Consider the following 24,413-nt stretch of genomic DNA (forward strand, 5'->3'; position numbering starts at 1 on the left):
CTGGAACGCGCGCAACCGGTTTCGTTTGGTGCAGGCGAACGCGATTGCTATGCCGCCGTGCTGGTGGCAGTGCCGGCTCTCAGCCCGCCATACTCGACGATGAAATCTATCACCTCCTGAAGCCCTTTGCCGCGCGACAGGTCGGTGAAGCCAAACGGCCGTTTGCCGCGCATGCGGGCAGCGTCGCTTTCCATCACGTCGAGATTGACGTTCACATAGGGCGCAAGGTCGCTCTTGTTGATGACCAGGAAATCCGACCGCGTGATTGCCGGGCCGCCCTTGCGCGGGATCTCCTCGCCCTGGCAAACCGAGATGACATAGAGCGTCAGGTCGGCAAGGTCCGGCGAGAAGGTGGCGGCTAGGTTGTCGCCGCCCGATTCGATGAAGACGATGTCGAGATCCGGGAATTTTCTGGTCATTTCGGCGATCGCCTGCAGATTGATCGAGGCGTCCTCGCGGATGGCGGTGTGCGGGCAGCCGCCGGTCTCGACGCCGATGATGCGATCCTCGGGCAGCGCCTGAAGCCGGGCCAGCATCATGGCATCTTCCTTGGTGTAGATGTCGTTGGTGACGACGGCGATGGAAAACTCGTCGCGCAGCGCCTTGCAAAGCTTTTCGGTGAGCGTCGTCTTGCCGGAGCCGACCGGGCCGCCGATGCCGATGCGAAGAGGACCGTTGGCTTGTGTCATCTAGGGAACTCCGTGATGGCAAGAATGGCGAAGCCGAGCCCGATCAACAGACAGAGCGGCGAATAGTAGCTGACATCAAGCCGCGCGAAAGGCTGTTCGGGCGCCAGCCGGCGCCACCAAGGCGTGAAGCCGGCAATGCCGCGCGCCAGGAAGACCAGTGCGATGAGCAGCGCTGTGGCGGCGAGCCCGGCCTTGGGAAAGGGCGTGGCAAACACGCCTTCGAGCGCCATCGGCCACAGCGTCGCCAGGCCGAGGCAGGCGGCGACGGCGAAGCTGGCGAAGGGCGCCGGCATTTCGTCGACGCCACGGAAGCCGACCACCGCGCGGGCGCAGGAGGCAGCGTCCCTGCCCGGCCGGATGCCGCCAATGCCCCAATAAACATGCAGCGTGGTGATCAGCAGCAGGACCAGCGAGAGCGCGAAAGCGAGGACGATCATGAGCGGAACAGCCGCGAATACTGGGCCTCGTGCTTCATCGCCGTGACGTCGGAGATGAAAGCGCAGCCGCCGAGATCATCGAGGGTCGAGCCGGCAGCGCGGTCGGCCGTCGCCAGGGCAAGCGGTTCGAAGGCGGCCAGTAGCGTCATCGCGGCACTCTGGCCAACGATGCCAAGCCGGATCGCAGCCTGGACGAGATTGGAGAAGAAGGCCTGCAGAAAGGCCGCCAGGGCGTCCCGCAGCGCAATGCCGTGATCGCCGGCAACGGCGCCGACGGCAACGCAATAGGCGCATTCGGCCGGCAGGCGATCCAGCACTTGGCACGGCCAGGCGAAGGCCGCCTTCAGGAAAGCAGCGCCCTGCAGCATGGTCTCGGCATGGCGCTCGCGCGAGCCTGCCAGAGCTTCGGCAAGGGCGACGATTTCATCGAGATCGCCGGTTTCGCGCGCCCTGCGCCAGCTTTCGGCAAACAGCACCGCATCATTCCAGCCCGAACCCATCTCGACCAGCGTTTCCAGCCACGCGGCGAGCTCTTTGCTGTCGGCAACCAGCCCGGCATGCACGGCTTGCTCGAGACCATGGCTGTAGGAAAAGCCGCCGACCGGGAAGGAAGGCGACAGCCACGCCATCAGCCGCAACAAAGCAATATTGGAAGGCTGGGCAACGTTGGAAGGCTGGTCAGTCATGGTCATGGTCATGCGAATGGCTGTGGGAATGCGATTCGCTATGGCCATGGGAATGCGCTTCGGCGTGGCTGTGCGCATGCGCCTCGGCATGAGCGTGGCCGTGGCCGCCATGCCCGGAATAGGCGCCGCGCACCGGCTTGAACGGCTCGGAGACGTCGCTCACCGTGGCGCCCAATCCCTCCAGCATCGCCTTGATGACATGGTCGCGCAGAATGAGGATACGCCCAGCTTCGATGGCGGCTGCGAGATGGCGGTTGCCGATGTGCCAGGCAAGCTCTGCCAGATGGACAGGGTCGCTGGCCCGGACGTCGTAGAGCGGCTCCTCGGCCGCGACGATCTCGATGTGGCGGCCATCCTCCAGCACCAGCCGGTCACTATGGTTCAAGGTCACCGGTTCGGGCAGGTCGACCAGCACCTTGTCGCTACGGGCCGTTTCGATGGCGCGACGGCGCAGATGCCGCTCGTCATGGGCAAGCACCGCACTGTCGTATGGCGTGGTGGTTCCGGCTTCGCCTGCGGCCAGGACGGAGACGGCGCGCGGGAATTTGGTGAAGTCGGTGCGAATATCGAGCTTCATGTAAAAACTGCCTCTCCCAAAAAGCCTAGCCTATCGCGTCCGCCGCCCCAATGGGGCTCAGACGATCGTGTCGAAGAGCCGCAGGATGAACGATATCTGATAGACGAGCGCGCCGGCGACAAAGGCGATGTGAAAGCGGCGGTCGCGCAGCAGGATCGCAATGACGCAAAGCGCGACGAAAACCGGCGTGCGGATCAGATATTCGACGCCAAAATGGGCGAAATGCTCCGGCCCTTTCAGCAGCGTATCGATCACGTCGAGCAGATAGGTCGCCGCCAGCAGGCCGAAGAACCAGGCCCGGCGCGAATAAAAGAAATCCTCATAGCTGGTGTAGTCCAGCATCGAATCCGGAAACAGCAGCGCGCAGAGCAGGAACAGCGTGACGGCGTAGAAGATGATGAACAGGTATTTGCCGAAGGTCCAATTCTCGATCTGGAACAGGCCGAACTCCCACCACCAGAAATGCACCAGCATTAAAAGCACCGACGCAACCCAGGCGAGGTGCACGGGATAGAGCCGGTATTGGCCGGGATGCTGGACGATGCGGGCGACCCCCGACAGCAGGCGGGTGACGCCGAGGCCGATCACCATGCCCAGGACGATGCGGATATGCGGGAAAATGTCGTGGGCGTAGGGGAGTTGCGGGTCCATAAGCCTGGCGCGGCATGTTCTACATCGGTCGTTCTAACGCCTATGGTTCAGAACAGGAAGTAGCGTTGCGCCATCGGCAGCACGGAAGCCGGCTCGCAGGTCAGGAGTTCGCCGTCGGCGCGGACCTCATAGGTTTCGGGGTCGACCTCGACATGCGGCGTGGCGTCATTGAGCACCATCGAATGCTTGCCGATGCCGCCGCGGGTGTTTTCGACCGCGACCATCTGCTTGTCGACGCCGAGCCTGCCGCGCAGGCCTGCGTCGAGCGCGGCCTTCGAAACGAAGGTCACCGACGAATTGGTCATCGCCTTGCCGTAGGCCCCGAACATCGGCCGGTAATGCATCGGCTGCGGCGTCGGGATCGAGGCGTTGGGATCGCCCATCGGGGCGGCGGCGATCATGCCGCCGATCAGCACCATGTCCGGCTTGACGCCGAAAAAGGCCGGATTCCACAGCACGAGGTCGGCGCGTTTTCCCACCGCCACCGAGCCGATGTCCTTCGACAGGCCATGCGCGATGGCCGGATTGATGGTGTATTTGGCGATGTAGCGGCGGACGCGGAAATTGTCGTTGTCGCCGGTCTCCTGCGGCAGCGAACCGCGCTGGCGCTTCATCTTGTCGGCGGTCTGCCAGCAGCGGATCGCCACTTCGCCGACACGGCCCATGGCCTGGCTGTCCGACGAGATGATCGAGAAGGCGCCGATGTCGTGCAGAATGTCTTCGGCGGCGATGGTTTCCTTGCGGATGCGGCTTTCGGCAAAGGCGATATCTTCGGGGATCGACGGCGACAGATGGTGACAGACCATCAGCATGTCGAGGTGTTCGGCCAGCGTGTTGATCGTGTAGGGGCGTGTCGGGTTGGTCGAGGACGGAATGACGTTAGGCAGGCCGCAGACCTTGATGATATCAGGCGCGTGGCCGCCGCCGGCGCCTTCGGTGTGGAAGGCATGGATGGTGCGGCCCTTGATCGCCGCGACCGTGTTTTCGACGAAGCCGGACTCGTTCAGCGTGTCGGTGTGGATCATCACCTGCACGTCGTAATCGTCGGCGACCGACAGGCAGCAGTCGATTGCAGCCGGCGTCGTGCCCCAGTCCTCGTGCAGCTTCAGCGAGCAGGCGCCGGCGAGCACCATCTCCTCGAGCGCGGCAGGCAGCGACGCGTTGCCCTTGCCCGACAGGCCGATATTCATCGGGAAGGCGTCGAAAGACTGGATCATGCGCGCCAGATGCCACGGCCCAGGCGTGCAGGTGGTGGCCAGCGTGCCGTGCGCCGGGCCGGTGCCGCCGCCGAGCATGGTGGTGATGCCCGACATCAGCGCTTCCTCGATCTGCTGCGGGCAGATGAAATGGATATGCGCGTCGAAGCCGCCGGCGGTCAGGATCTTCCCCTCGCCGGCGATGATCTCGGTGCCGGGACCGATGATGATGGTGACGCCGCCTTGGGTATCCGGATTGCCGGCCTTGCCGATCGCGGCGATACGGCCGTCCCTGAGGCCGATATCTGCCTTGACGATACCGGCGGTGGCATCGACGACCAACGCATTGGTGATGACGGTGTCGACCGCGCCTTGCGCGCGCGACACCTGGCTCTGGCCCATGCCGTCGCGGATGACCTTGCCGCCGCCGAACTTCACCTCCTCGCCGTGAAGAGTGAGATCCCTTTCGACCTCGATGAACAGCTCGGTGTCGGCGAGCCGGACCTTGTCGCCGACGGTCGGGCCGTACATCTGCGCGTAGGCGGCGCGGGTGATTTTAGCCATCAGCAATTGCTCCCGAAATACAGCCCGGAAATACCGCTTGTCGAAGCCGGGCCCCACATTGCCGCCATCCTATGGTCACGCAATGACCCGCTGAGCGACACTTTCCGATCCCATTTAGCGTTTGAGGTGGCCGGGCCACCCCAAAACGACCATTTGCCAATCGATGGAAAGGAACATCCATGCGCAAAACGACCCTTCTGGCAGCCGCCGCCACGCTGGTGCTCGCAACCGCCGCCAGCGCCCAGCAACAGCCTGCGCAGCAGCCCAGTCCGGCGCCGGCTGCGCCTGCTCCTGCCGCGCCCGGGGCGCAGCCGCAGGCGCCCACCATCCAGGCGATCAACGTCGTCGATATCAAGGATCTGCCCGCGGACACTCAAGCCAAGGTCAACGAGGTGATCGCCAAGCGCAGCGATGCCGACCTGCAGAAACTGCGCGGCTCGATCGACGCGACACCGCAGGTCAAATCCGCGCTCGAAGCCAAGGGGCTCACCTCGGCGCAGGTGATCGCCGCCAGCATGAGCACCAATGGCGCGCTGACGCTGATCACCAAGAAAGCGAGCTGACGAGACGAGGCGGCGGGCCGGCGCCCGGCCAGCCCGCCGCATCGCAAAGGGAACCTTCACGGGGGACGTTACGTTTCGGTCCTGTCGCCCTGACACGAGCCTCGAAAAGGACCCTGAGAACGAGCGATGGCGATCACCACCTTCTCCGACACCAGATGGCTGCATGGGATTGCCGCGACCGCGTTTCTGGCAGCCAGCATTCCGCACGCCGCGCTGAACGCGCAGAGCCTCGACAGCGCCGAGACCGTCAACCGGATCGTCGGCTCGGAGGTCGGCCAGGAAGAGACCCAGACAAATGCGGAAGCCGGCAAGGTCAGTTCGGCGATCGACCGCACGCGTGAAAATATCGCCGCCGTGCGCAAGACATCCAAGCTCGACAAGGTCGATATCGTGTTTCTTACCGATGCCGCGCGCACCGAAGGCGGCCCGCCGCCGGCGATCGAAAACAAGGTCAGGCAACATCGGGACGACATCGCCGAGCTGCGCAAGGAGATCGAGGCGAACGCATTGCTGTTCAACGCCATCGATTCGCGGCGAGTGCAAACCGAGGACGTTCTGGCGGTGGAATTCGACGATCCGGGAAAGGTCGTCATCTATGCGGCGGCCAAGCCGCCCGGCTGAGCCGAAACTGCTCGACGCCTTCGATCTCACAGCGCGCCCATGATCTTCTGCTGAAATCCGTAGACCTCGCGCTTGCCGCCGAACGGCACCAGGGTAACGTCGCGCTCTTGGCCGGGCTCGAAGCGCATGGCGGTGCCGGCAGCGATGTCGAGGCGCATGCCGCGGGACTTGTCGCGATCGAATCTCAGTCCCTCATTGGTCTCGAAGAAATGATAATGGCTGCCTACCTGGATCGGCCGGTCGCCGCTGTTGGCTACCTTCAAGGTGACCGTCGCCAGACCCTTGTTCAGTTCGATCTCGCCGCTTGCCGTGATGATTTCGCCGGGGATCATCGCGGCCTCACACGACGCCGAAAGCGAGGCCGGCGCCAATCGCGGCACAAGCGGCGCCAGCGGCGCGGGCAAGCCCGCGGAAGCGCCAGCCGAGGCCGAGACCGGCCGCGATGCCGACGGCGTGGAGCAGTGCCGTGGCAACGGCAAAGCCCGCCATATAGCCGAGTCCGCCGACATTCTCGGGCACCTCGGTGCCATGGGCATAGCCGTGGAACAGCGCGAACAGGCCGATGACGGCGACGCCGGCCGAGACAGGAAGATCGACGGCGAGCGCAACCAGCAGCCCGATTGCCACGACGGACGCCAGTATCGCCGGCTCGACGAAAGGCATCGGCACATGCAGCATGCCGAGCACGCCGCCGGCCAGCATGACGCTTACGAAGGCCAGCGGCCATGCCCAGATCGCTTTGTCGCCCTTGAGCGCGGCCCATAGCCCGACGGCAATCATCGCCGTCATGTGATCGAGGCCGGAGAGCGGGTGGGAGAAGCCGGCGGTGAAGGACGAAACCGTGCCGATGCCGACATGGGCATAGGCTGGCATTGCTGCCGCCAGCAGCAGGACCGCCGACAGCGTTGAGCGTTTCATCGTAGCGGGGATCATCGGCGTACCTTCCATCTTCGAGTACCTCTCACGCCGCCTTGCGGGCCGGAGCGCAGCCCTCTGCCTTGAGGACGCGCTTGGTTGAGGCCGGATATTTCTTCAGCAGCGCTGCCGGACGGATCGGGCGGGCCGAGAAGTTGCCGCCGCAATTCGGACAGGCGCCGCCGAGCACGTTTTGTGCGCAGTCGGCGCAAAAGGTGCATTCGAAGGTGCAGATCACCGCATCCGTCGCATCGGGCGGCAGATCCTTGTCGCAGCACTCGCAGTTGGGACGCAGCTCAAGCATTTTCCTCTCCTTGGCGGTGTTATCTGATCGGCTCGTGCACGGTCACCAGCTTGGTGCCGTCTGGAAACGTCGCCTCGACCTGCACATCGTGGATCATTTCTGCAATGCCTTCCATCACCTGGGCCCGGGTGACGACATGGGCGCCGGCCTCCATCAGCTCGGCGACCGCGCGGCCGTCGCGGGCACCCTCGACGACGAAATCGGTGATCAGCGCGATCGCTTCCGGATGATTGAGCTTGACGCCGCGTTCGAGCCGCTTGCGGGCCACGATCGCCGCCATGGCGATCAGCAGCTTGTCTTTCTCCCTCGGCGTCAGATTCATGCTTTTTCCTGCGGTGGCGCAATCGAAATCAGAGTGACCATAATTTGGGCAGGCCCGCCCGTCCGTTGAGCAATTCGACAAGCGGCACCAGCCGCTTGCGGAGCTGGTACCCGTCCTCGGCGAACAGCCTCGCAAGAAGCTTGCCAGATTTCCGCACGCTCCAGAAACTGACGCCGCCCTGGCCGCCGACTATGCCCCGGGCCGGCTCGAGCAAAGCCTCTGCCCGTGGCGACACCATCAGCAGCGTCGCCACGGCGACGGCACCGCCGGCCGCTGCGGGACGGTTCAAGGTGGCCGCAATGTCCGGCCCGATGCGGAACTCCTCTGCATGGACCAGCGCCCCGTCCTGGCGGACGCGCCAGCGGTCGTGGAAATGGCCTTGCGAAGCCCGTTCACCCATGGCCAGGCGGCCGAAGACGGTAGCCTCCAGGATCAGCGCCTCGGCTCCGGTGGCAAGCTCCACGTCAAGGCTGCGGGCAAAGGCCGAGCGGTCGAAGACGATGGTTTCCTGTGGCAGCCAGGCAATGTGGCCGTCTTCCCCGACAGTCAGCTGCACCCGCACTTCGGCGCGGTCGGATGCGGCGCGATAGATTTTCTCGCAGGCCTGCGTTGTTATGATTGCGGAGGCGCCGGCACCGACATCGACCTCCCAGGCGAGACGGTCGCCACCGGTCAGCCCACCGGCGGTGTTGATCAGGACGGCTTCGAGCGGATCGGCCGAGACCGCCGGCATGCGGATCTTGGCCGAACCGTCCTGGTACAGACGCCGAAGACGCGTGCGGCCTCCGTTCCAGTCGCAGCCAAGCCGCGCGACGCCGGCAACACGCTGGGCCGGCGGCACTGAAGTCAAGCTATATGCGATCGTATCCACGACACCAACGTTAAGCACTGCGGCGGCTTTGTCGATATATAGCTTGTTGCTTGACAGCGTTTCGGTTTCTATAGAGGGAGCCACCTTGGTACGGTCACCGGCGCCTGGCGGGGGTAAAAGGCGACGATGACGACGTAATCGAGGACAAAAGGGGCGCTGATCAGTTGGCGTCGGGAAACGACAGAGTTGGGGAAGAAACCGAATGGCTGACCAGCTGGCAAACGATATCATCGCCAAGATCAAGGCTCATGCCGAGCCGGGCGGCGAGGAAATCACCACCAGTACCGAACTGACCGCCCTTGGCATCCATTCGCTGGAACTGACGGAGATCATCTTCGATCTCGAGGAAGAGTATGGCATCGAAATCGAGATGAACACTGTCGATGCCTGGAGCAATCTGAAGAATGTCGGCGACATGGTCGAGGCGGTTCGCGCGCTGATCGCGAAAAAAGCCTGACTGAATGCACAAGCGCGTCGTCATCACGGGCATCGGCGGATTATGCGGGCTCGGCACCAATGCACCGGCAATCTGGAATGAAATGCGCGCCGGCCGTTCGGCAATCGGCGCGATCGACAATCCGCTGCTGCATGATCTGAAGGTCAAGGTCGGCTGCGAAATCAAGGCGCTTCCCGAGCACGGCATCGACCGCAAGCAGGTCGTGTCGATGGACCGCTTCAGCCTTCTGGCGACGATCGCCGCGCGGGAGGCGGCACAGCAGGCGGGATTGAACCCGCACGCGGCCAACACCTACCGGATGGGCACCATCGTCGGCGTCGGCGTCTGCGGCTGGGAGGCAATCGAAGAGAACTATCGCGCCATCCTGCTCGAAGGCAAGAACCGCGCCGGCATCTTCACCGTCCCGAAAGTAATGCCGGGCGCTGCAGCCGGCCATGTCAGCATGAATCTTGGTCTGCGCGGGCCGGTGTTCGGCATCACCTCTGCCTGCTCGTCATCCAACCACGCCATTGCCTCGGCGGTCGATCAGATCAGGCTCGGCCGGGCCGACGTCATGGTCGCCGGCGGCACCGATGCGCCGCTGGTCTGGGGCATCCTCAAGGGCTGGGAGGCCCTGCGGGTACTGTCGCCGGACACCTGCCGGCCGTTTTCGGCCGACCGCCAGGGGCTCGTGCTCGGCGAAGGCGCCGGCATGGTGGTGCTGGAAACATATGAGCATGCCATGGCGCGCGGCGCCGCCATCCTTGCCGAAATCGCCGGCGTCGGCCTTTCCGCCGACGCCTCCGATATCGTCGCGCCAACCATCGAAGGGCCTGAGGCGGCGATGCGCTTCTGCCTCGTCGATGCCGGGCTCAATCCCGAGGACGTCGACTATCTCAACGCGCATGGCACCGGCACCAAGGCCAACGATCAGATCGAGACGGCGGCGATCAAACGCGTGTTCGGCGGCCATGCCTACAAGCTTTCGGTGTCCTCGACCAAATCGATGCACGCCCACTGCCTCGGCGCCTCCGGCGCGCTGGAAATGATCGCCTGCGTGATGGCGATCCGCGAAGGCATCGTGCCGCCGACCGCCAATTATCGGGAAGCCGACGCCGACTGCGATCTCGACATCACGCCGAACGTGGCGCGCGAACGCACCGTGCGCACCGCGATCAGCAACAGCTTCGCCTTCGGCGGCACCAATGCGGTGCTGGCGGTCAAGGCCGTGTGACCGCACCCCTTGCGGGTCCTTCACCGGGGCCGGCGAAACTTTCCATGCGCATATTGATCGCGCCAGGCGTCGCGCCTAATTCTCTGCGACCTGCCATGACCGTGCCGCTCGGCGCGGTCCCCTACCAGGAGTTTCGATGACCGATCTGTCCGCGTTTCCGATTGCCAGGCGCTGGCCGGCGAGCCACCCCGACCGCATCCAGCTTTATTCGTTTCCGACGCCGAACGGGGTGAAGATATCGATCGCGCTGGAGGAACTTGGCCTGCCTTACGAGCCGCATGCCGTCGATCTCGGCAAGAACGAGAGCTGGACCCCGGAATTCCTGTCTTTGAACCCGAACGGCAAGATACCGGCGATGATCGATCCGGACGGCCCGAGCGGCAAGCCGATCGGCTTGTTCGAATCCGGCGCCATCCTGCTTTACCTCAGCGACAAGACCGGCAAGCTGGTGCCGGCAGACGCGACGCTGCGTTATGAGACGATCCAGTGGGTGTTCTTCCAGATGGCTTCGATCGGGCCGATGTTCGGCCAAGTCGGATTCTTCCACAAATTCGCTGGGCGCGAAATCGCCGACAAGCGCCCGCTGGAACGTTATCGCGACGAGTCGCGACGGCTGATCGGCGTCCTCGAAACGAGGCTCAAGGGCCGCAGCTGGATCATGGGCGACGATTACACCATCGCCGATATTTCGATGCTTGGGTGGGTGCGCAATCTGATCGGCTTCTACGAGGCGCGGGAACTCGTCGGTTTCGACGATTTCCCCAGCGTGGGCGCATGGCTGGAGCGTGGCCTCGCCCGGCCGGCGGTGCAGAGGGGCCTCACCATTCCGGCCAGAAGCTGATCTTACATCGATTCCGCTCGGCTATTTTGCCTTGGTCCGGGGTTTTGAGCCGCCCTTGCCGACTACGGAAGCAGCAAGCGACGCCGCACCTTTGGCGGTGGCAAGCACGGCACCGGCGGCGACATTGGCCGTTGCTTTAACAGTGCGCATTGCGCTGCCTGCGATCGATCCTCTGCTGCTTGCCGATCTTTTGGGCTTGGGTGCAGCGGCTTTGGTCGCGGCAGGCATCACCTTTTTCGGCGCCGCCTTGCCAAAGCTGGGCTTTGCCGCATCCTTGGAGCGGGCCGCCGCTGCCGGGCCGGCGCTGGTTTTTGCTCGAGTGGCTTTTGATCGTGTTGCCCTGCCCTTGGCGGGCGCAGGCTTTCTTGCCATGGTTTCCATCGAACGGTTCCCTCATGGGCACAATTGCCGTATCCGGGATAACGGCCTGAAACTGTCAAGGTTCCGGCCGGGCGGTTCCTTGCAAGTCAGGCCAGGTCGCCGACCACCAGGTCGGCGGGCCGCCGACGGGCAAGCACGCGGTCGATGTTCGGCATATCGTTAGAGGCGATCCAGGCGCGCGCATCCTCGTCGGACCGGCCGTGCTCGTGCCATCGCGCCAGCAGTCGGCGCTCGAGCTCGGCGCGCGGCACATCGACGAAGATCGAGAAGTCGAACAGCGGCGCCAGCCGCGTCCAGGGTTCCTCGTCGAGCAGCAGATAATTGCCTTCGACCAGAATGAATTTGGTGTCGGCGGCGACAATCGCAGCGGCGGCGCGCGACAGCTCCATGCTGCGGTCGAAGACCGGGATGGCGATATCCGGCTCGCCGGCGCGGATGCGCTTCAGCAGCGCTTCGAAGCCGGCAAAATCAAAGGTTTCCGGAGCACCTTTTCGCGCGCGAAGGCCGCGTCGATCGAGAACGGCGTCATCGTAATGGAAGCCATCCATCGGCACGACTTCCGCCGTGCCTTCCGGCAGCAGGTCGTGCAAGCCTGCCGACAATGTCGACTTGCCGGCGCCGGGCGGACCGGCAATGGCAACGATGAAGCGCGGCGCCTTGGCGCGCTTGAAAATGGCAGCAGCGATATGGGCGATTTCTGACATTGGCCCCCTTACGGTGGTTCTGGCGCATTTTGGCGGCAGTTTTCGAAAATTTCAAACGCCGGATTGTGCCAAGCCTTCAATCGGGCCTGGATTGACCGGTCCGCAGGAAATCGCTGTCGAAGGCGATGTCGCGCACGGCACCGTCAGCCGCCAGGATGCGCATGCGGCCCGGCGAGGTCGTGACGTCGTGCGGCGGCTCGCCGGATGGCCATGGCAGTGCGCCGATGACATGGCGGAACGAAAAGCGGCGTCCTTCGGAAAGGGCAAAGGCGGTCGCCACGCCTTCATGCTTCAGCCAATTGTCGCCGAGCGATGCGGCGTGGCCGACGGCCGTGCGGCCGTCCTCGATGCCGAGCACGCCGCGGTGGCGGCCGCTCCATGGCGCATAATCGCGCCCGCCATTGCTGACCCACAGCATGGTGACCGGCAGTTCGGCCGGGTTCTTCAGCACCAGCACGAGATCGGCTTCCGCCTGGCGCGCCAGCGCGGTCCAGCCCGGCCCGCCATGATCGGCCTCGACCAGCGTCACGAAGTCCTCACGCAGCTGGTCCATGCGATAGGTGGTCAGGTCAATCGTGCCGCCGTCGGCGGCGGGAAAGCGCGTCAGGTCGGCGCTCCGTGCCGGGTAGGCGAGCAAAGAGCGGCCGCGGGCGGGATTGGGCTCCGGCGCCTCGTTGGGCGTCGCGGCAAAGCGCTTCGGCGAGAAGGCCAGCCTGCCGCCGGCCGTCATTACCGTCATCGGATGGTGGGCGACGGGAATGGCGCCGGCGCCGCCGGAAAAGACTTGCTCCTGATAGAGAAAGGGATGATCGTCGCGCAAGGTCAGGATCTTGTCGACGGTTGCGCCCATGACCGGGCGCTGCAGGCGGAAGACGGCGCGCCAGCCGTCGGCCGTTGCCGCGCTGTCGACGACGTCCCAGCGACTATTTGCCGGCCAGCCATGCAAAGGTGCCGCTTCGACGTCGCTGATCGAGAACGGCGCGCAGAGGAAATCGCCGGACAGGTGGACCGTCCCTTCAGGCAGGTCTTTCGGCAGCATCTCGCGCGGCTCGCCGACCCAGGGTGCGCGATGCAGCGGCTTCAGCCGATGGCCATCGATATCGACCGCCATGTCGGCGAGATGGCCGACGGCAAGATCGACCGATACCGAAATGCCCTTTGCCGTGATCGTGACCGCATCCATGTGCACCTACCGATTCTGCCGGCGCCAGCAAAGCCCACTCGCCGCCGGTTGCGCAAGCGCGGTGGCCGGCAATTCACATCAGGCGGCGCCACGTCGGCCTGTGGACAGGGCACCGTTCGAGGGCCAGACCGATATTAACCAAATGGACTGTGCCTTTGCGTTAAGATAGCTTCGCCTCGTCTCAGAAACTGCCTGCCTTCGGAACTGACTTGTCCGCCTTCCGGTTCTTTTCGTCCATCCACAAATGCGTCGCTGTGCTGGCGCTGCTGTTGTTTGCTGCCGGCTGCACGACTGTCACGCCGCCCGACAGCGTGCTGGCGGTACCGGCGCCGCCGCAGAAATATGCCGCCATGGTCATCGATGCCGGCACCGGCAAGACGCTGTTTGAGGTCAATTCGACGGCGCCGCGTTATCCGGCGTCACTGACCAAGATGATGACGCTCTACCTCCTGTTCGAGGCGCTGGACCAGGGCCGCATCAGCAAGGAGACGCAAATCCCGGTGTCGGACAACGCCGCCCGGCAGCCGCCGACCAAGCTGCGGTTCAGGCGCGGCGAGACCATCGACGTCGATTCGGCGATTCGCGCCATCGTCGTCAAATCGGCCAATGACGTGGCGGTCGCAATTGCCGAATATCTCGGCGGCAGCGAAGAGGCGTTCGCCGGCATGATGACCGCCAAGGCGCGCCAGATCGGCATGAGCAGCACCGTTTTCCGCAACGCCTCGGGCCTGCCGGACGGCGACCAGCACACCAGCGCGCGCGACATGGCGGTGCTCGGCATGGCGCTGCACGCCCGCTTCCCGCAGCATTTCCACTATTTCTCAGAAAGCGACTTCATGTTCCGCGGCAGGCTGGTGCGCGGCCACAACGACATGCTCGGCCGGGTGCGCGGCGTCGACGGCATCAAGACCGGCTACATCAGGGCTTCGGGCTTCAACATCGTCACCTCCTATAATGCGGACGGGCACAGGCTGATCATCGTGGTGATGGGCGCCGACAGCGCGCGCCAGCGCAACGACCACGTAGAGGCGCTGATCCAGCGCAGCCTGTTGCCGACCTCCGAGGCAAAGACGCGGCTGCTGTATGCCGAGGAGCAGTGACAGTTGAAGTCCGAGTGTTGACCGCGTGCGGGTTCAGGCGACAAACGCAGAACCGCCGTTTTGCGCGACACTGCTGAGATACTTTGCCGGCGGCTTGCCAAGCGCTTTCTTGAACATGGTGATGAAGGCAGTGACCGATTCGTAACCGAGATCGGCCGAAACCTGCTGCACGCTGGCGCCGGAGGCCAGCTCGCGCATCGCGACGATCAGGTGCAGTTGCTGGCGCCAGCGCCCGAAGGTCAGCCCTGTCTCTTTCACCACGAGACGTGCGAGACTGCTCTCGCTGAGCGCGACGCGACTGGCCCATTCCGCCAGGGTGCTGCGATCGGCAGGATCTTGCGCCAACGCCGCCGCGATGCGCCTCAAGCGCGGCTCGGACGAGATCGGCAAATGTAGCTGCTGGACAGGCATGCGCGGCAGTTCGGATAGTAGGACGCTGGTCAGGAGCTCGCCGCTGGCGTCATCGTCCTCACCGCGATCCGTCAGCTCGATGATGAGCTCGCGCAGCAACGGCGAGATCGAAAGCGTGCAGCACCGGTCCGGCAGGTCGGTAGCTCCCGGTTCGATATAGACGAAGAAAATCCGGGCATTGGCGGTCGCGATATTGCTGTGCTCCATGTCGCCGGGAATCCACACCGCGCAATGCGGCGGCACGATCCACAGGCCGCTGGGGACGCGACATGTGACGCCACCGCCCAGCGCGAAGACGAGTTGCCCTTTGCGGTGGTGGTGGTCCGGCACCTCCGCCCTGGTTTCGGTAACGTCGACGCGCACGGCGATTGCCGGGGCGAGGACATCATCCGGATCGAAAGGCCAGGGGTAGCGGAGAGGCTGTCTCATATTGACTGATTTTAGCGATCGACTGCCAAGATATCTAAATTACTCAAGCAGGAAAGTCGATAGTTTAACGATGAGTAACTCAGAAGCCGACAGGCGGGCTTCCATCTAGTCATGCCCTGCTTGCGTTCTGAACGTCGGACCAACAAGCCCGGCGCCCGAAAACAGGCTGGCGTCCGCCACGCAGCAAGAAGGGACGATACCAATGCTCGCCTTGGTCACATCTTCCGACAGCGCCACCGGGTTGCGGCTCGCCGAGCTTGGTGAGCCCGAGCCCGCCCCGCATGAGGCGCTGGTCTCGGTCCGGGCAGTCTCGCTGAACCGCGGCGAACTGCGCCTGCTCAACATCCGTCCGAACGGCTGGGTGCCTGGCCAGGAAGTCGCCGGAACTGTCGAGCGCGCCGCGGCCGACGGCTCCGGGGCGGCCGTCGGCACCCGGGTTGCGGCTCTGGTCGACGAGGCCGGGTGGGCCGAACGGGTCGCCGTTCCGACCGACCACCTCGCCGTCCTGCCGGACGACGTCAGCTTCGTCGCCGCCGCCACTGTTCCGGTCGCGGGCACGACCGCGCTGCGGACCCTGCGCGGCGGCGACCTGGCCGGCCAGCGGGTCCTGATTACCGGCGCAAGCGGCGCGGTCGGCCGTTTCCAGATCCAGATCGCCCGCCAGCAGGGCGCGTCGGTGGTGGCGGTCGCCGCCCCCCGGCATGCCGACGATCTCCGCGGCCTCGGAGCCGAGCGGGTCGTCGAAACGATCGAGCTGGCCGAAGGACTGTTCTCGCTGATCACCGAATCGGTGGGCGGCGATAGCCTCGCCCACGCGATCGAACGGATCGCGCCCGGCGGGAGCGTCGTCATGTTCGGCTCTAGCAGCGGCGAACTCACGCCCATCGGCTTCCGCCAGTTCGTTCCGGGGCACGAAGGTGCGCGGCTGCAGACCTTCGCCTACTACGCTTCCGGTCCGGAGGTTGGCGCCGACATCGCCTCGCTGCTCGCGCTGATCGCAGCCGGCCGGCTCGAAACGCGCGTAGTCCTCACCGTGCCGTGGCGGGACGTCGGCCAGGCCCTCGACGCGCTGCGGCAACGCAGCATCAGCGGCAAGGCAGTGCTTACCATGACCGAATGAGCAGGGGCTGGCGCCGGACGGGACGGTCTCTGTCTCCCCCCGGCTGCTACGGCAACTTGAGCCCGCTGGCGATTGCCCGTTGAAGCCGGCGCCTGCTTCCGCTAAGAAGCCGTGGCTGGCCGGGTTACCGGCTGGTTCGTTTTTGGGATCACCGATCCTGAAGGCACCCGTAGCTCAGCTGGATAGAGCGCTGCCCTCCGAAGGCAGAGGTCACAGGTTCGAATCCTGTCGGGTGCGCCAAACTCCACAGAATTATCTATAGTTTTTGTTTCGACCCCGTTCTTTTGCTTTCCGTTGTGTGGTTGAGGTAACACGCATGTCGTATTCACCATTCCGCGCTCAATTCTCCGGCGGCTTGTGGTTGCAAGGCGCAGGATGCACAAGGCACCTAGAGTAGGCTTGCTTCGCCTAATAATGACGCAATAGGTTGCGATCCAGTCTCATAACGGCGGAATGCTGAATGCCCAAGAGATCGAGTCACAAGTCAGGCAGTGAGCTATTCATCGTCGACAATAGTGCCGAGGAATGGAAAGCTCTCAGGTACTTGCGCGATTGGTGCCAGATCTCGAAGGCGATTGATATCGCAACGGGCTATTTTGAGATCGGCGCCTTGCTGGCCTTGGAAGGCGAATGGCAGAAGGTTGGAAAGATACGCATCCTTATGGGGGATGATGTCTCGCGACGTACCAAAAGGGCGTTCGAAGCTGGGCTCGAGCGCATCCAGCAAAAGTTGGACTTCAGCGTAGAGCAGGAGAAGCTAAAGAACCACTTCCTGAGCGGAGTCGGGTCGATTGTCACCGCTATCGCATCAGGTCAAATTGAATGCCGAGTGTATCGAAAAGACAAGTTCCATGCGAAGGCCTACATCACACATGGAATCTTGGAGGTCGTGGGGTCGTCGGCCCTTGTTGGCTCGTCAAATCTCACATTGCCGGGCTTAACTGAAAACATTGAGCTGAACGTCCAAATCACAGGCACTCCGGTGGCGGTTTTGCAAGAGTGGTTTGAAGAGCGCTGGGAGGAGGCAGAAGACGTTACGCCCGACATCCTGTCAGTGGTGGAGCGCCATACTCGTAGCTACTCTCCTTTCGATGTCTACGCACGGGCGTTACAGCAGTATTTCGAGGGGCACGAGGAGACCGCCGGCGAATGGGAGACGAATTCTTCATCGATTTATCCCGTTCTGGCGAAGTATCAACGCGACGGGTATGCCTCTCTTCTAAAGCGAGCCGAACGGTATGGCGGAGCATTCCTCTGTGATGGCGTAGGCCTTGGCAAAACCTTCGTCGGGCTGATGTTGATCGAGCGCTTCGTGAAGCACGAACAGCTGAATGTTGCGCTATTCGTGCCCAAAGCGGCAAAGGGGCCTGTTTGGGAGCGAGAGCTGGCAAAGCGCCTGCCCGAGTGACAAGATGGCGGATGAGCTGGAGCAAGTTAGAACCCAAGCTGATGTCATCATCGTCGATGAAGCGCATCATTTCCGGAATACTGGTACGAGGGGCAGCGAGGGTGAAGGCCGCAGATCACGCTACTGGCGGCTTTACGATATAGCCAAGGGCAAGCAGATTTACCTTCTCACCGCCACACCGATCAACAATAGTCTTCTCGATTTTCAGCACATGGTTGAGCTGTTCTCCCAACACAAAACAGACCATTTCGCCGAGGCGCCACTCGGTATCCATTCGCTCCCCGGCCACATCCGGCAGCTTGAGAAGGCTATCGAAAAGGAGATTTACGGTACGACAGGCGAAGAACCGCTGGACCTCAATCTTGCAGATGCCGCACCCAAATTGTTCGCGGATCCTTTGTTCGATGCCCTCGTCGTCCAGCGCAGCCGGCGCTATGTGAAGGAGAGCATGGTGAGGGAGGGTCCCGGCGAAGTTCTATTTCCCGAACCTCGCAAACCGAAAGTAATCAACTATTCGGTCAAGCAGACATATGGGAAACTCCTGGACATGGTGGCAGTCGCCTTCCAGAAGCAAGCCCCGCTCTTCGTTCTCGGCATCTACAATCCTTACGCCTACTATAAAGGCGGAGATCCTGATGTTATCCCAGCGCTCGAACGCGGGCGGCGGCAGCAGGTGGTTGCACTCATTCGGACGAGCTTCTTGAAGCGGTTCGAAAGCTCGGCTGAAGCTTTTCGGCAGTCGTGCTGGGGACTGCTTCAGAAGCTGCTTGCGTGGGCTGAGGTGCATGCCGAGACGGCGCACGAGAAGTCTTCCTTGGAGCGCTGGAAGCGCAAGAACGCCAAACTGCTGGACTATTCTCCACAACTCGACCTCCTGTCCGAGGAAGAGGAGGATGATTTGGTCACCCCTGAGCTGCTGGATGCGGTCGAAAAGCTCCCCCGCGACGATTTCGCCGTTGACGAGATTCTGCAGGATACGCTGCAGGATCTTGAACAGATTGCTGACTTTCTCAATGAACTTGAAAATTTCAAACCGAGGCAAGACAAGAAGCTCACTGAGCTGATCAAGCTTCTGAACACTGACCCGGTGGCCAGCAAGCACAAGGTGCTGATCTTCTCCGAATTCGGCGACACGGCGCGATACCTGGCGGAGCAGCTTAAACTGGCCGGCATCAAGGGCGTCGATCAAATCGATAGCAACACGTCGGGAGATCGCGCTCGGATCATCGAGCGATTTTCACCATATTACAACGAAAGCTCCCGTGGAGCCCTGGTCAAAGCCAGCCGGGAAGAAATTCGAATACTCATCTCGACCGATGTGCTGTCCGAAGGCCTCAACCTTCAGGACGCAACACGGCTGATCAACTACGATCTCCATTGGAACCCGGTGCGGCTGATGCAACGCATTGGCCGTGTCGATCGGCGGATGAACCCGGAGATCGAAAAGCGCATCGTCAGGGATCATCCAGACCAGCAGTTGTTGCGGGGCACCGTAGGGTATTGGAACTTCCTGCCGCCTGGCGAGCTCGACGACCTTCTGCGTCTCTATCAAAGGGTGTCGCACAAGACGCTCCGCATTTCAAAAACGCTTGGCATCGAGGGGCGTAAACTCCTCAGCGAGGACGATGACTACGAGGATCTGAGGAACTTCGACGAGCAAATGGAAGGCACGATCACTGCCGACGAGACAATGCATCTGGAATGGCAGGACCTGTTGCGCCATCACTCAGGTCTGACCGATACGGTTATGGCATTTCCTGACGGTATCTTCTCAGGCAAGGAGCATCCGAAGCCCGGGAGCAAGGCGGTCTTTTTCTGCTACGCGCGGCCAGGCTATGACAAGGATGCGAGCTCAAAGTCGGGCGAAGACGAGTGGACTACGAACAGCGGCGACGTGAAATGGTATCTCTACGATCTCTTCGCGGGCGTCGTCAGGGAGGAGGCGTCGGGCATCATCGACCTGATCCGCTCCGCGCCCGAAACACCCCGGCTAACGAAGATGGAGCGACCGGCTCTGTCCGATATTCGCGTGCTGGTCGAAAAGCACATTACCAAGACATACCTGCGCAAGGTGCAGGCACCATTGGGCGTCAAGCCTATACTTAGGGCATGGATGGAACTCGGCTAGGGCGGGTCTCGGGGGCAATCGATGAACGACATTACTGCCACACAACTGGCGCGAGTGACTAGTTTTCCGAAATTGGTCGACCTGCTGCGTGACAATCTGGAATGGCCGATCGGTCAAGATTACGGTTTCGACGACATTGTCTACGAATACGACGCTGAAGACCTCGGGCTTAAAGTAGACGAAATTGCCAAGATCCGCGAGATCCACCAGCTGCGGCCGCTGATAACGGGTCAGCCTTGGGGCATCTTCTTCATCTCGTTCGAAGACAAGAGTATTTCGGTGACGGTACTGCGGCGCATGCTGCGGGCACTGGTGGTCAAAAAACGTTCCAGCGCTCAGACTGCCGACCGCCAATCCTGGAAACTACACGATCTGATTTTCGTCACCAATTTTGGCAAATCGGGCGACCGTGAAATCGCCATCGCCCACTTTGCCGATGGGGCGGAAACTGGCGATCTTCCGGTACTGAATGTTCTGGGCTGGAATGGCAAAGACACCAGATTGCACAATGCACGCGCCGCAGAATTGCTGCAGCACCGTCTTCGCTGGCCAGATGACACAAGTAATCTAAACGTCTGGCGAGCAAGCTGGTCGGCGGCTTTCGAGTTGCGCCACGGCCAAGTGATCAAAACATCGAAAGATCTGGCAATCAGGCTGGCGGCCTTGGCAACCAACATCCGCGCTCGCGCCAATCAATTGCTCGCGGCCGAAAACGACAAGGGGCCTATGCGCACGATGCTGGAGGCCTTCCGCAAGAATCTGATTCAGGATTTGGACGCTGACGGCTTTGCCGACATGTTTGCCCAGACCATCGCATACGGTCTATTGGCCGCCCACATTTCGCGGCCGTCAGGCGGACTAGTCGCCGACAATCTTGTCGACATGGTTCCAAAAACCAACCCTTTCCTGCGTGAACTATTTGGTACCTTTCTGTCCCTCGGCGGTCGCGACAAACGCAAGGACATCGATTTTGATGAGCTTGGCGTTCGGGACGTGGTGACCCTGCTCACAGACGAGCACACGGATATGGCAGCAGTCCTGCGCGATTTCGGCGATCGTAATCCCAAAGAAGATCCCGTCATTCATTTCTACGAGCTATTTCTGAAAGAGTACGACCCGAAGAAGCGCATGCAGCGCGGAGTATTCTATACGCCGAGACCGGTGGTTAACTTTATTGTGCGGGTAGTAGATGACTTGCTGCGCAGCGATTTCGATCTGCCGCTAGGTCTGGCCGACACAACTACCTGGGGCGAGCTTGCTACGCGTAACGACAAGATCCGTATCCCGGCGCATGTGAAGTCCGACGCGCCATTTGTGCAGATCCTGGACCCGGGAACGGGAACGGGAACCTTTCTGGTCGAAGTGATCGACTTGATTGATAGAAGGATGAAAGCGCTCTGGAAAAGCGAAGGCAAAGGGGAACAAGTAATACAGACCCTTTGGAACGCGTATGTCGCCGAGCACCTACTGCCGAGATTGACCGGTTTCGAGTTAATGATGGCACCCTATGCCATCGCTCATATGAAGATCGGCATTGCGCTCCTAAATACCGGTTATCAGTTCGGCTCTGATGAACGCGCCCGGGTTTTCCTGACTAACGCCCTCGAGCCTGCTCGAGATCTTGATATGGAGGCGTCTTTATGGCGGAGGCGCTGGCGCATGAGGCCCAGGCGGCTAACGACGCCAAGGCGAAATCCGCTTTTACGGTGGTGATGGGTAACCCTCCCTATTCAGTAAAATCATACAACAACGGCAATTGGATTCTCGCTCTTTGCGAAGATTACAAAAGAAATGTTAGGCAAGAGGAGAGTCAGATTCAAGGACTTTCCAACGATTATATTAAATTTATACGGTTATCTCAGTATTATATAGGGAAATCCAGCGCTGGTATCGTCGGACTTATAACGGGGCATGGTTATTTGCTTGGCACTCAACCGCGAGACTTGCGACACTCACTCTTCAATGAGTTCTCTAGACTTATTGGCACTGACTTGAACGGTAGCCTCCGGAGAGATTCGGTTGATGGCATCGATGAACCAATTTTCGAGATTATTACTGGTGTGGCTATCGGCCTTTTTAGCCGTTTAAGCATCCCCAACGAAGGGGCGTTAGCAAGCTACCAAAGCATTGAAGGAACCTTTGAACAGAAGGAGAGCTGGATGCGTAGCGCCACAATCGAAGAGCTCAAAAGGCACGCAGTACATCCGACGGCGCCGAACTACTTTTTTTGGCGCCGCGGCGGCCTTGAGTCAGAATTTGAGGTATTCGCTGATTTGCCGACAATTTTTGGCACAGGTGATCGCGCTAACGATAAGGAAAAGTATTGGTCTACGGGCTTCGCTACGCAGCAAGATGATTTTGCAGTCGCATTTTCTGAAGATGAACTTTTTGGAAGAATGCACGATTTATCCATCTCTTCATCTCGCAAGCAGATCAGCAACGAGTTTAGAATGTGTTCTACTAATCAGTGGAACTATAGTGATGCAGTCAAATATGCACGGGGAACGTCATGGAAAGGTGATATTTCTTTAGTGGCATTCAGGCCTTTCGACTATCGATACTCTATTGTAAATCGAAGCGTTATGACGATTCTAAAGGAGAAAGTCCAAGGAAATTTCGATATCGATAATATAGCCCTTTTGACTTCCAGGTTAGTGAACGACTCGAAGTTTGCCCATGTCTTTTTAAGCACACGGCGAACAGACAAAATATTCCTTTCGTCGAAGAGTTCGACTAATACATATACGCTCCCCCTGTGGCTCAAACCTTCTGCTGGCGAAACATACCGCCGCCCGAACGTCAATGGGAAGTATGCAGTTGCGTTCGCTGCGACAGTCGACCTGCTTTATGAAGACGGCATGCAGCGCCGTCAGCAGGGGAGCCTAAGCGCCGCCGTATGGGATGGACGAGGTGACCTCGACAAGACCTTCGGCCCGCGCGATCTGTTCGACTGGATTTACACTGTTCTACATTCAACCGGCTACCGCACGCGATATGCCGAATTCCTGAAATCCGATTTCCCGCGCATCCCTTCGCCTAAGGACCGAGACACCTTCGCCGCCCTCGTGCCACTCGGCCGTGCGCTCGTGGCTCTGCATCTCCTGAAACCGGATGAGGCACCCGCGCTGCAGAACCCGGAAATCCGTTTCGCCGGCCATGGTGAAGCCCATATTGAAAAGGGTTTCCCGCAATACACGAATGGAAAGGTGATGATTAATGCATCGTGTTGGTTCGAGGATGTGCCGCGCGAAACATGGGATTTCTATGTTGGCGGTTATAAGGTCTGCGAGAAATGGCTGAAAGACCGCGCTGCCAAAGGCGGCAAGAACCCATCAGCCGGCCATATTCTGACCGATGACGACATCCTCCATTACCGCCGCGTCGTCACTGCCCTCACGGAAACGCGCCTTACTATGGCCGAGATTGACCGTGTCATCGATGTCCATGGCGGATGGCCCAAAGCCTTCTACATACCCCCTCCACCGCCGCCAACGGTCGAGGAAATCATACAGGCCGACGAGAGCAGGGAGCTTGAGTTCAAAAGCACATTCCAATGGGATGTGCGCGAGCGAAAGCAGAATAAGGATTTACAAAAAAGCGTCCTCAAGACCCTCGTGGCCTTTATGAATTCAGGCGGCGGCACACTTGTGATCGGCGTGACCGACGACAAGGAGATACACGGGCTGGACGATGACTTGAGCATCACCAAGGGCAGCCTCGACGTATTCGAGCAGACATTGTTGAATGTTTTTTCCAGCGCAATCGGTGTGGCTTACGCCCAGCACATTGTGATGCGATTTGCCGATGCGCCTGGAGGAAAGAAAGTGTGCGTCGTAGACGTGAAAGCGTCGCAGGAACCCGCCTTCCTTGAGTTCCAAGGTAAACACGAGTTCTTCATTCGTCGGGGCAATGCTTCCGTCAGTTTGAACCCGAGCGAACAACACACTTACACTCGTCAACGGTTCGCAAAGGCATAGAGGTCACGACGCGTGCCTGCCAGCGAGCTGAGAGGCTCTCTTCATCCGCCGGGTGCGCCAACCTGCGATCTGTCGATCCCCAAACTTCAGCCACATCTCTGCAGACGGACGTCACCACGGCCACCCCCCGATCTCACTGATGCTCTGGAACTCAATCGGCCTCGAACGATTTCTTCATCAGCAGGTTTCAAAGGAGCGCCCCCGTGCCTGCACCACCTGAAATGGATGTCGTCCTCGAAAAGCTGCCTTTGAGGATCGGCGCCTACATACCCGACGACTTGCTGGAGGACTGGTTCGCGCCGGGAACGGGCATGAACCCTGTCAGCAAGGAGGCGCTTGCCACCGCCAAGAACTACGGCTGGCGCTTCGAATGCGAGTTCAAGCACTACCCCGAACGCAAGGAAGGCGTGTTCTGGAAGTGGGTGCCGGCGATCTGACCGGCGCTGGACGGTTCATCGTTCCGCGGAAACGCAGAACCGGTCTATCTTATTGTTTGACGCAAATACCGGACGGAAAACCGCTTCACACTTTTCCTGGAATTGCTCAGCCTCCGCCTATGGGCGTCATCACCTTGCCGGTTCCGCCGCATTCGGGGCAGGTGCGGCCGTCGATCATGCCTGACCCTGCACAGCGGCGGCAAATATTCTCGCCAGCGCCTGGAGTGC

Annotated in this window: 28 protein-coding genes and 1 tRNA gene; 13 read left to right on the forward strand and 16 right to left on the reverse strand. The window is 61.2% G+C overall.

Annotated elements, in window-relative coordinates; translation table 11 throughout:
• Positions 1 to 47: 47 nt before the first annotated feature.
• From ureG to ureC, 6 genes are read right to left on the reverse strand one after another with little or no spacing between them, the layout of a single operon-like run.
• On the reverse strand, positions 48 to 689 hold the full coding sequence (ureG, locus tag NKI47_RS06975; protein WP_352588667.1) for an urease accessory protein UreG: 642 nt from the start codon (positions 687 to 689) through the stop codon (positions 48 to 50).
• Positions 686 to 1,126, reverse strand: coding sequence for a DUF3995 domain-containing protein (locus tag NKI47_RS06980; protein WP_352588669.1), 441 nt, complete (start codon positions 1,124 to 1,126; stop codon positions 686 to 688). Before NKI47_RS06980 ends, ureG begins: the two co-directional genes overlap by 4 nt.
• Complete coding sequence (locus NKI47_RS06985; protein ID WP_352577617.1) at positions 1,123 to 1,812, reverse strand: urease accessory protein UreF; 690 nt, start codon at positions 1,810 to 1,812, stop codon at positions 1,123 to 1,125. The genes NKI47_RS06980 and NKI47_RS06985 overlap by 4 nt, the downstream gene beginning before the upstream one ends.
• The gene (locus tag NKI47_RS06990) at positions 1,805 to 2,389 is read right to left on the reverse strand and encodes an urease accessory protein UreE (protein ID WP_352588672.1); all 585 of its coding nucleotides are present in this window, start codon (positions 2,387 to 2,389) and stop codon (positions 1,805 to 1,807) included. The genes NKI47_RS06985 and NKI47_RS06990 overlap by 8 nt, the downstream gene beginning before the upstream one ends.
• A 57-nt stretch (positions 2,390 to 2,446) precedes the next feature.
• A complete protein-coding gene (locus NKI47_RS06995; RefSeq protein ID WP_023677004.1) occupies positions 2,447 to 3,040 on the reverse strand; it encodes a hypothetical protein in 594 nt (197 codons plus the stop codon).
• Between the two features lie 47 nt (positions 3,041 to 3,087).
• Entirely contained in the window at positions 3,088 to 4,800 is a 1,713-nt protein-coding gene (ureC, locus tag NKI47_RS07000) for an urease subunit alpha (protein ID WP_502896924.1), read from the reverse strand.
• A 179-nt stretch (positions 4,801 to 4,979) separates the two neighbouring features.
• Between ureC and NKI47_RS07005 the strand changes: the two genes are divergently transcribed.
• Together NKI47_RS07005 and NKI47_RS07010 are read left to right on the forward strand one after the other, a co-directional pair.
• On the forward strand, positions 4,980 to 5,363 hold the full coding sequence (locus NKI47_RS07005; RefSeq protein ID WP_023677006.1) for a hypothetical protein: 384 nt from the start codon (positions 4,980 to 4,982) through the stop codon (positions 5,361 to 5,363).
• Between the two features lie 126 nt (positions 5,364 to 5,489).
• Positions 5,490 to 5,984 carry a hypothetical protein gene (locus NKI47_RS07010; protein ID WP_023677007.1) on the forward strand — a complete coding sequence of 165 codons (495 nt, stop codon included), beginning with the start codon at positions 5,490 to 5,492 and terminating at the stop codon, positions 5,982 to 5,984.
• 26 nt (positions 5,985 to 6,010) lie between these two features.
• Here the strand turns inward: NKI47_RS07010 and NKI47_RS07015 are convergent, their stop codons facing one another.
• The 5 genes from NKI47_RS07015 to NKI47_RS07035 are packed head-to-tail and all read right to left on the reverse strand — an operon-like array spanning position 6,011 to position 8,375.
• Positions 6,011 to 6,316: an urease subunit beta gene (locus NKI47_RS07015; RefSeq protein ID WP_352588675.1), complete on the reverse strand. Its 306-nt coding sequence runs from the start codon at positions 6,314 to 6,316 to the stop codon at positions 6,011 to 6,013.
• A gap of 7 nt (positions 6,317 to 6,323) precedes the next feature.
• Complete coding sequence (locus tag NKI47_RS07020; RefSeq protein ID WP_352588678.1) at positions 6,324 to 6,917, reverse strand: HupE/UreJ family protein; 594 nt, start codon at positions 6,915 to 6,917, stop codon at positions 6,324 to 6,326.
• Between the two features lie 28 nt (positions 6,918 to 6,945).
• The gene (locus NKI47_RS07025; RefSeq protein WP_352455915.1) at positions 6,946 to 7,203 is read right to left on the reverse strand and encodes a DUF1272 domain-containing protein; all 258 of its coding nucleotides are present in this window, start codon (positions 7,201 to 7,203) and stop codon (positions 6,946 to 6,948) included.
• 19 nt (positions 7,204 to 7,222) lie between these two features.
• The gene (locus NKI47_RS07030) at positions 7,223 to 7,525 is read right to left on the reverse strand and encodes an urease subunit gamma (RefSeq protein WP_023677011.1); all 303 of its coding nucleotides are present in this window, start codon (positions 7,523 to 7,525) and stop codon (positions 7,223 to 7,225) included.
• A 28-nt stretch (positions 7,526 to 7,553) separates the two neighbouring features.
• Positions 7,554 to 8,375, reverse strand: a complete 822-nt coding sequence (locus NKI47_RS07035) for an urease accessory protein UreD (RefSeq protein ID WP_502897369.1) — start codon at positions 8,373 to 8,375, stop codon at positions 7,554 to 7,556.
• 223 nt (positions 8,376 to 8,598) lie between these two features.
• Here NKI47_RS07035 and NKI47_RS07040 point away from each other — a divergent pair, with 223 nt between their 5' ends.
• From NKI47_RS07040 to NKI47_RS07050, 3 genes are all read left to right on the forward strand, one after another.
• A complete protein-coding gene (locus NKI47_RS07040) occupies positions 8,599 to 8,853 on the forward strand; it encodes an acyl carrier protein (protein ID WP_023677013.1) in 255 nt (84 codons plus the stop codon).
• A 4-nt stretch (positions 8,854 to 8,857) separates the two neighbouring features.
• Entirely contained in the window at positions 8,858 to 10,066 is a 1,209-nt protein-coding gene (locus tag NKI47_RS07045) for a beta-ketoacyl-[acyl-carrier-protein] synthase family protein (RefSeq protein WP_352588683.1), read from the forward strand.
• Positions 10,067 to 10,202: 136 nt separating this feature from the next.
• Positions 10,203 to 10,907, forward strand: coding sequence for a glutathione S-transferase family protein (locus NKI47_RS07050; protein ID WP_352588686.1), 705 nt, complete (start codon positions 10,203 to 10,205; stop codon positions 10,905 to 10,907).
• Between the two features lie 21 nt (positions 10,908 to 10,928).
• Here the strand turns inward: NKI47_RS07050 and NKI47_RS07055 are convergent, their stop codons facing one another.
• From NKI47_RS07055 to NKI47_RS07070, 4 genes are all read right to left on the reverse strand, one after another.
• The gene (locus NKI47_RS07055; protein ID WP_302893450.1) at positions 10,929 to 11,057 is read right to left on the reverse strand and encodes a hypothetical protein; all 129 of its coding nucleotides are present in this window, start codon (positions 11,055 to 11,057) and stop codon (positions 10,929 to 10,931) included.
• On the reverse strand, positions 11,044 to 11,304 hold the full coding sequence (locus NKI47_RS07060) for a hypothetical protein (RefSeq protein WP_352588689.1): 261 nt from the start codon (positions 11,302 to 11,304) through the stop codon (positions 11,044 to 11,046). Before NKI47_RS07060 ends, NKI47_RS07055 begins: the two co-directional genes overlap by 14 nt.
• Before the next feature lie 70 nt (positions 11,305 to 11,374).
• The gene (locus tag NKI47_RS07065; RefSeq protein WP_352588692.1) at positions 11,375 to 11,992 is read right to left on the reverse strand and encodes a nucleoside triphosphate hydrolase; all 618 of its coding nucleotides are present in this window, start codon (positions 11,990 to 11,992) and stop codon (positions 11,375 to 11,377) included.
• Between the two features lie 76 nt (positions 11,993 to 12,068).
• Positions 12,069 to 13,175 carry a hypothetical protein gene (locus tag NKI47_RS07070; protein WP_352588695.1) on the reverse strand — a complete coding sequence of 369 codons (1,107 nt, stop codon included), beginning with the start codon at positions 13,173 to 13,175 and terminating at the stop codon, positions 12,069 to 12,071.
• Between the two features lie 209 nt (positions 13,176 to 13,384).
• On the opposite strand from NKI47_RS07070, the gene NKI47_RS07075 reads away from it, so the two are divergent.
• Positions 13,385 to 14,275, forward strand: coding sequence for a D-alanyl-D-alanine carboxypeptidase family protein (locus NKI47_RS07075; protein ID WP_352588698.1), 891 nt, complete (start codon positions 13,385 to 13,387; stop codon positions 14,273 to 14,275).
• 33 nt (positions 14,276 to 14,308) lie between these two features.
• Here the strand turns inward: NKI47_RS07075 and NKI47_RS07080 are convergent, their stop codons facing one another.
• Positions 14,309 to 15,115, reverse strand: coding sequence for an AraC family transcriptional regulator (locus NKI47_RS07080; RefSeq protein ID WP_352588701.1), 807 nt, complete (start codon positions 15,113 to 15,115; stop codon positions 14,309 to 14,311).
• A 202-nt stretch (positions 15,116 to 15,317) separates the two neighbouring features.
• Between NKI47_RS07080 and NKI47_RS07085 the strand changes: the two genes are divergently transcribed.
• From NKI47_RS07085 to NKI47_RS07115, 7 genes are all read left to right on the forward strand, one after another.
• Positions 15,318 to 16,235 carry a zinc-binding dehydrogenase gene (locus NKI47_RS07085; RefSeq protein ID WP_352588704.1) on the forward strand — a complete coding sequence of 306 codons (918 nt, stop codon included), beginning with the start codon at positions 15,318 to 15,320 and terminating at the stop codon, positions 16,233 to 16,235.
• Positions 16,236 to 16,398: 163 nt separating this feature from the next.
• Positions 16,399 to 16,475 (forward strand) — tRNA-Arg (locus NKI47_RS07090).
• 220 nt (positions 16,476 to 16,695) lie between these two features.
• A complete protein-coding gene (locus NKI47_RS07095) occupies positions 16,696 to 17,643 on the forward strand; it encodes a phospholipase D-like domain-containing protein (protein WP_352588706.1) in 948 nt (315 codons plus the stop codon).
• A gap of 4 nt (positions 17,644 to 17,647) precedes the next feature.
• Positions 17,648 to 19,771 (forward strand): DEAD/DEAH box helicase, encoded by a 2,124-nt coding sequence (locus NKI47_RS07100; RefSeq protein WP_352588709.1) that lies wholly within the window; start codon positions 17,648 to 17,650, stop codon positions 19,769 to 19,771.
• Positions 19,772 to 19,792: 21 nt separating this feature from the next.
• The gene (locus tag NKI47_RS07105; protein WP_352588712.1) at positions 19,793 to 21,484 is read left to right on the forward strand and encodes an N-6 DNA methylase; all 1,692 of its coding nucleotides are present in this window, start codon (positions 19,793 to 19,795) and stop codon (positions 21,482 to 21,484) included.
• On the forward strand, positions 21,412 to 23,748 hold the full coding sequence (locus NKI47_RS07110; protein WP_352588715.1) for a type ISP restriction/modification enzyme: 2,337 nt from the start codon (positions 21,412 to 21,414) through the stop codon (positions 23,746 to 23,748). Before NKI47_RS07105 ends, NKI47_RS07110 begins: the two co-directional genes overlap by 73 nt.
• Positions 23,749 to 23,951: 203 nt before the next feature.
• Positions 23,952 to 24,185: a hypothetical protein gene (locus NKI47_RS07115; RefSeq protein WP_023677026.1), complete on the forward strand. Its 234-nt coding sequence runs from the start codon at positions 23,952 to 23,954 to the stop codon at positions 24,183 to 24,185.
• Positions 24,186 to 24,413: the final 228 nt, after the last annotated feature.

It is taken from the genome of Mesorhizobium sp. M0633, assembly GCF_040320645.1.
In the GTDB taxonomy this organism is placed as follows: domain Bacteria; phylum Pseudomonadota; class Alphaproteobacteria; order Rhizobiales; family Rhizobiaceae; genus Mesorhizobium.

Bases quoted from the DNA above. Each gene is read 5' to 3' on its own strand.
- NKI47_RS07100 (WP_352588709.1), top strand. From the start codon at position 17,648: ATGGCGGATGAGCTGGAGCAAGTTAGAACCCAAGCTGATGTCATCATC.
- NKI47_RS07080 (WP_352588701.1), bottom strand. From the start codon at position 15,115: ATGAGACAGCCTCTCCGCTACCCCTGGCCTTTCGATCCGGATGATGTC.
- NKI47_RS07095 (WP_352588706.1), top strand. From the start codon at position 16,696: ATGCCCAAGAGATCGAGTCACAAGTCAGGCAGTGAGCTATTCATCGTC.
- NKI47_RS07015 (WP_352588675.1), bottom strand. From the start codon at position 6,316: ATGATCCCCGGCGAAATCATCACGGCAAGCGGCGAGATCGAACTGAAC.
- NKI47_RS07070 (WP_352588695.1), bottom strand. From the start codon at position 13,175: ATGGATGCGGTCACGATCACGGCAAAGGGCATTTCGGTATCGGTCGAT.
- NKI47_RS06990 (WP_352588672.1), bottom strand. From the start codon at position 2,389: ATGAAGCTCGATATTCGCACCGACTTCACCAAATTCCCGCGCGCCGTC.
- NKI47_RS07040 (WP_023677013.1), top strand. From the start codon at position 8,599: ATGGCTGACCAGCTGGCAAACGATATCATCGCCAAGATCAAGGCTCAT.
- NKI47_RS07005 (WP_023677006.1), top strand. From the start codon at position 4,980: ATGCGCAAAACGACCCTTCTGGCAGCCGCCGCCACGCTGGTGCTCGCA.
- ureC (WP_502896924.1), bottom strand. From the start codon at position 4,800: ATGGCTAAAATCACCCGCGCCGCCTACGCGCAGATGTACGGCCCGACC.
- NKI47_RS06985 (WP_352577617.1), bottom strand. From the start codon at position 1,812: ATGACTGACCAGCCTTCCAACGTTGCCCAGCCTTCCAATATTGCTTTG.
- NKI47_RS07030 (WP_023677011.1), bottom strand. From the start codon at position 7,525: ATGAATCTGACGCCGAGGGAGAAAGACAAGCTGCTGATCGCCATGGCG.
- NKI47_RS07110 (WP_352588715.1), top strand. From the start codon at position 21,412: ATGGCGGAGGCGCTGGCGCATGAGGCCCAGGCGGCTAACGACGCCAAG.
- NKI47_RS07105 (WP_352588712.1), top strand. From the start codon at position 19,793: ATGAACGACATTACTGCCACACAACTGGCGCGAGTGACTAGTTTTCCG.
- NKI47_RS07085 (WP_352588704.1), top strand. From the start codon at position 15,318: ATGCTCGCCTTGGTCACATCTTCCGACAGCGCCACCGGGTTGCGGCTC.
- NKI47_RS07020 (WP_352588678.1), bottom strand. From the start codon at position 6,917: ATGATCCCCGCTACGATGAAACGCTCAACGCTGTCGGCGGTCCTGCTG.
- NKI47_RS07060 (WP_352588689.1), bottom strand. From the start codon at position 11,304: ATGAGGGAACCGTTCGATGGAAACCATGGCAAGAAAGCCTGCGCCCGC.
- NKI47_RS06980 (WP_352588669.1), bottom strand. From the start codon at position 1,126: ATGATCGTCCTCGCTTTCGCGCTCTCGCTGGTCCTGCTGCTGATCACC.
- NKI47_RS07010 (WP_023677007.1), top strand. From the start codon at position 5,490: ATGGCGATCACCACCTTCTCCGACACCAGATGGCTGCATGGGATTGCC.
- NKI47_RS06995 (WP_023677004.1), bottom strand. From the start codon at position 3,040: ATGGACCCGCAACTCCCCTACGCCCACGACATTTTCCCGCATATCCGC.
- NKI47_RS07045 (WP_352588683.1), top strand. From the start codon at position 8,858: ATGCACAAGCGCGTCGTCATCACGGGCATCGGCGGATTATGCGGGCTC.
- NKI47_RS07050 (WP_352588686.1), top strand. From the start codon at position 10,203: ATGACCGATCTGTCCGCGTTTCCGATTGCCAGGCGCTGGCCGGCGAGC.
- ureG (WP_352588667.1), bottom strand. From the start codon at position 689: ATGACACAAGCCAACGGTCCTCTTCGCATCGGCATCGGCGGCCCGGTC.
- NKI47_RS07025 (WP_352455915.1), bottom strand. From the start codon at position 7,203: ATGCTTGAGCTGCGTCCCAACTGCGAGTGCTGCGACAAGGATCTGCCG.
- NKI47_RS07055 (WP_302893450.1), bottom strand. From the start codon at position 11,057: ATGCGCACTGTTAAAGCAACGGCCAATGTCGCCGCCGGTGCCGTGCTT.
- NKI47_RS07065 (WP_352588692.1), bottom strand. From the start codon at position 11,992: ATGTCAGAAATCGCCCATATCGCTGCTGCCATTTTCAAGCGCGCCAAG.